The following is a 4,366-nucleotide window of genomic DNA, read 5'->3' as shown; positions in this document are numbered from 1 at the left end:
TGGTGCCCGGGGGCGGAATCGAACCACCGACACGAGGATTTTCAATCCACTGCTCTACCCCTGAGCTACCCGGGCACGGGTGCAGGAGTCGTCTCCTGCGGGTGGGGGCGTTCTAGGGGGTTCCGGCGGGGCTGTCCATAGGGTCTGGGAAAAAATTTTGGGTGCGTTGGCCTGCCTTGTGAAAACCCTCAAGGCCGCGGGCTGCGACCGGGGCTAGGCCCTTCTTTGCAAAGGAAAAGGCCGGGCATTTGCCCGGCCTTCCCCATCGATCATTGCAAGGGTCAGGAGCCTGCCTGACGGCGCATGTCGGCGGCGTCGATGCCCGCCACGGCGACGGGTTTCTTCATCGCGTCGCGGCGGAAGGGTTCGCCCAGTTCCTGGTTGATCATCGCCTCGATCAGGGTGGTCTTGCCGGCAGCCTGGTCCTTCAGGGCCTGGTCGAGCGCGTCCGACAGCTCGTCCATCGTGCGCGCGATCACCCCGTTCAGGCCACAGGCCTTGGCGATGCCCGCATAGCTGACCTGCTCATCGAGCTCGGTGCCCACGAAGTTGTCGTCATACCAGAGCGTCGAGTTCCGCTTCTCGGCCCCCCACTGGTAGTTGCGGAACACCACCTGGGTGATCGCGGGCCACTCGCCGCGACCGATAGCCGTCAGCTCCGTCACGGCGATCCCGAAGGCCCCGTCGCCCGAGAAGCCCACGACCGGCGTGTCGGGGCAGGCGATCTTGGCGCCCACGACGGCGGGCAGGCCGTAGCCGCTGGGGCCGAAGAGACCGGGGGCGAGGTATTTGCGCCCTTCCTCGAACGACGGGTAGGCATTGCCGATGGCGCAGTTATTGCCGATGTCGGACGAGATGATCGCCTCTTTCGGCAGGGCGCGCTGGATCGCACGCCAGGCCATGCGGGGGCTCATCCAGTCGGGTTTGTCGGCACGGGCGCGCTGGTTCCAGGTGGTGCCGGGATCGTCATCCTCGTGGTCCATCGACGACAGCTGCTGCGCCCAGGCCGACTTGGTCTGCGCGATCTTGGCCTTGCGATCGGCGCGACCTGCGTCGCCCGCAGTGTCAGACAGCTGAGCCAGGATCGAGCTTGCCACCTTCTTCGCGTCCCCCACGATGCCGACGCTGACCTTCTTGGTCAGGCCGATCCGGTCGGGGTTGATGTCCACCTGGATGATCTTGGCGTTTTGCGGCCAGTAGTCCATGCCGTAGCCCGGCAGGGTCGAGAAGGGGTTGAGGCGCGTGCCGAGGCAGAGCACCACGTCGGCCTGGGAAATCAGCTCCATCCCCGCCTTGGACCCGTTGTAGCCAAGCGGCCCGGCGAACAGCGGATGAGAGCCGGGGAAGGCGTCATTGTGCTGGTAGCCCACGCAGACGGGCGCATCCAGCCGCTCGGCCAGCGCCATCGAGGCCGGGATCGCGCCGCCAAGGACCACGCCCGCGCCGTTCAGGATCACCGGGAAGTTCGCCTCGGACAGAAGCCGTGCGGCTTCCGCCACCGCCTCCTCGCCGCCGCCGGGGCGCTCGAACTCGACCATCGCGGGCAGGTCGATGTCGATCACCTGCGTCCAGTAATCGCGCGGCATGTTGATCTGGGCGGGCGCCGAGGCGCGCTTGGCGTTCAGGATCACGCGGTTCAGGACCTCGGCCACGCGGGACGGGTCACGCACCTCTTCCTGGTAGGCCACCATGTCCTTGAACAGCGCCATCTGCTCCACTTCCTGGAAACCGCCCTGCCCCATGGTCTTGTTGGCGGCCTGCGGCGTGACCAGCAGCAGCGGCGTGTGGTTCCAGTAGGCGGTTTTCACGGCGGTCACGAAATTGGTGATGCCGGGACCGTTCTGGGCGATCATCATGCTCATCTTGCCCGAGGCGCGGGTATAGCCATCGGCCATCATCCCGCCCGAGCCTTCGTGGGCGCAGTCCCAAAAACGGATGCCGGCCTGCGGGAACAGGTCCGAAATCGGCATGAAGGCGGAACCGATAATGCCGAAGGCATCCTCGATGCCATGCATCTGGAGCACTTTGACGAAGGCTTCTTCGGTGGTCATTTTCATTGGGATCACTCCGGGGAATCTGGGCGAGGCGCGGCCTCGGGTCAGAGGCCAGATTAACGGCTCGCCCTGCCCCCCGGTTAGGGCCAGATTTCAGGCCTCGCTATGGCCAAAGATTGCGATCTCTTCGGCGATCCGGCGGATGCCCTCGCCGATCTTTTCCGCCGCGATCGAACTGTAGGCCAGCCGGTAGTAGCGGTTGGGGCTGAGATCGGCGGCGAAGAAGCCCCTGCCCGGCTCGATCACCACGCCACGGGCATAGAGCCTGCGCGCCAGTTCCTCGGTATCGACGCCTTCGGGGGCCAGCATCCAGAAGCTCGACCCGCCCGTGCCCACGGCACCTGAAATCGTCAGCCCGTGGCGCGCGATCGCCTCTGACATGACCCTGCGCCGCGTTTCGTAGGCTTTGCGCATGCGGTTGATCTGCGCGTCGTAATGGCCGAGCGACAGGAAATAGGCGACGGTGCGCTGGATGTGACCGGGCGGGTGGCGCAGCACCAGGGCGCGCAGCGCACGCGCCTCTCGGATGAAGTCCTCGGGCCCGACCAGGTAGCCAAGCCGCAAGCCGGGAAAGAGCGACTTGGAGAAGGAGCCGATATGCACGACGCAGCCTGCGTCATCCATCGACTTCAGCGACGGCGACGGCGCGCCCTGGAAGGACAGTTCGAATTCGTAATCGTCCTCGACCACGACGAAGCCCCGCTCGGTGGCCATGTCCAGCAGCCGCTTGCGACGCTCCAGCGGCATGGTCACGTTGGTCGGGCAGTGATGCGACACGGTGGTAAAGACCACGTCGGTGCCCTGCGGCAGCGCCTCGGGCGGCAGGCCGCCGGCATCCACATCGACCGGCACCAGGTGACAGCGCGTCTGGCTCAGGATTTCCCGCAGGCCCTGGTATCCGGGATTTTCCATCGCCGCCGTGCGCCGCTGCGTCAGCAGGATCTGTGCCGTCATCCACAGCGCGTTCTGCGCGCCCATGGTGATCAGGATTTCTTCCTTGCGCGCCGCGATGCCCCGGCGCGGCAGGATATGACGCTGGATGTGTTCCAGAAGCCGTTCGTCATCCTCCTCGTAACGGTCGGCGGTAAGGATCTTGAAATCCTTCTGCCCTAGCGCCTGCAACGCGCATTGCCGCCAGGTCTGGTGCGAAAAGAGCGACGGGTCCGCCTGTCCGTAGATGAAGGGGTAGGAAAACTCCTGCCAATTGGCCGGCCTGAGCGGCAGCGCAGGGCTGTCGAAACGCTGACCAATGGCGCGCGACCAGTCGATCGCGGGCTTTTCCCCCCGCCCCGGCAGGTCGAAGGCCGGGGGCGCAGGGGCCGTCTGCGACACGAAATAGCCGGACCGCCCACGCGAATTCAGGTAATCGTCGGCCACCAGTTCGGTATAGGCATTGGTCACGGTGATCCGGCTTATGCCCAGATGCTGTGCCAGTTTCCGGCTCGACGGCAGCTTCTCTCCGGGCCGGAATCGGCCCGAGAGAATGCCCTCGGCCACCAGCCGTTGCACCTTTTGTTGAAGGGTTCCCTCGGCCTCGGGGTCGAGGAAGAAGGACTCCACCGGGATCGACATATCTGGACTTACCCCGCGATGCGAATTGCCTTAAGTCCAGATGAGGTGCCAGGGTGCCTCTTGTCAATGCACTGGCGCTATCTTTGCCGCCGCTCTGGCCCTACCTGTCGGGGCAGAGTCCCGGCACTCTTGCGAAAATCCGTTTCCTAGCGGGAGATCCCCATGAACACCCCCTTCAACCCCAATGACCTCAGCCACGTAATCGAGGCCGACCGCGCCAATGTCTGGCATCACCTGGTCCAGCACAAACCCTTCGAAACCGGCGAGCCGCGCATCATCGTCGAGGGCAAGGGCATGCGGGTCTGGGATGCGCATGGCAAGGAGTATATCGACGCCGTCTCGGGCGCGGTCTGGACCGTGAACGTGGGCTATGGGCGTGAGCGCATCGCCGATGCGGTCCGCGACCAGCTGATGAAGATGTGCTATTTCGCCCAGGCCGCGGGCTCCATCCCCGGTGCGCTCTTCGCCGAGAAGCTGATCGAGAAGATGCCGGGCATGAGCCGCGTCTACTACACCAACTCCGGCTCGGAAGCGAATGAGAAGGCGTTCAAGATGGTGCGCCAGATCGCGCACAAGAAATACGGGGGCCAAAAGACCAAGATCCTCTATCGCGACCGCGATTACCACGGCTCCACCCTTGCCGCGATGTCGGCTGGCGGCCAGGACGAACGCAACATGCAATACGGCCCCTTCGCGCCCGATTTCGTGCGCGTCCCCCATTGCATGGAATACCGCAAGGA

The 4,366-nt window shown here is 64.9% G+C and carries 3 protein-coding genes and 1 tRNA gene; 1 reads left to right on the top strand and 3 read right to left on the bottom strand.

What is annotated here, in order from left to right; genetic code table 11:
* From ACEQXV_RS19895 to ACEQXV_RS19885, 3 genes are all read right to left on the bottom strand, one after another.
* Positions 1 to 75, bottom strand: a tRNA-Phe gene (locus tag ACEQXV_RS19895).
* A gap of 206 nt (positions 76 to 281) precedes the next feature.
* Complete coding sequence (gene xsc / locus ACEQXV_RS19890; protein ID WP_370270617.1) at positions 282 to 2,057, bottom strand: sulfoacetaldehyde acetyltransferase; 1,776 nt, start codon at positions 2,055 to 2,057, stop codon at positions 282 to 284.
* A gap of 90 nt (positions 2,058 to 2,147) precedes the next feature.
* Complete coding sequence (locus ACEQXV_RS19885; protein ID WP_370253867.1) at positions 2,148 to 3,626, bottom strand: PLP-dependent aminotransferase family protein; 1,479 nt, start codon at positions 3,624 to 3,626, stop codon at positions 2,148 to 2,150.
* Between the two features lie 162 nt (positions 3,627 to 3,788).
* Here ACEQXV_RS19885 and ACEQXV_RS19880 point away from each other — a divergent pair.
* Positions 3,789 to 4,366: aminotransferase class III-fold pyridoxal phosphate-dependent enzyme (locus ACEQXV_RS19880; protein ID WP_370270616.1), on the top strand; the 578-nt coding region annotated here is incomplete at its 3' end.

Source organism: Nioella sp., from assembly GCF_964229645.1.
Lineage (GTDB): Bacteria > Pseudomonadota > Alphaproteobacteria > Rhodobacterales > Rhodobacteraceae > Nioella.
The sequence above is the reverse complement of the archived record's forward strand: the minus strand, read 5'-3'. Positions and strand labels throughout refer to the sequence as shown.